Source organism: Bacillus sp. AFS001701 (genome assembly GCF_002559405.1).
GTDB lineage: Bacteria > Bacillota > Bacilli > Bacillales > Bacillaceae_G > Gottfriedia.
Map to the genome: position 1 here is coordinate 1 of NZ_NTZO01000773.1, position 216 is coordinate 216.

The 216-nt window shown below is 62.0% G+C and carries 1 protein-coding gene; it reads right to left on the bottom strand.

Going from position 1 to position 216, the window contains the following annotated elements; translation table 11 throughout:
• A partial coding sequence (locus tag CN514_RS26965) for a prolyl oligopeptidase family serine peptidase (protein WP_353652098.1) occupies positions 1–216 on the bottom strand: 216 nt, incomplete at its 3' end.

Consider the following 216-nt stretch of genomic DNA (forward strand, 5'->3'; position numbering starts at 1 on the left):
ATCCAGCCCCTCGTGCTGCAGCGCCTGCTGAAGCCGGAACGTTTCTCCGGGTGGGACCACATCGTCCGCATCACCATGCCACAACAACAAAGGACGATCGGCCAGACGCGGTAACGCCCGGGTAACCTCCCACTCTGCAAGCGCCGCCTCAACCTCCGTGAGTGCCTGAGGTGGAAAAAGCGTCTTCGCCAGTGAGGTAAAGTAGCCCGAGCCCAC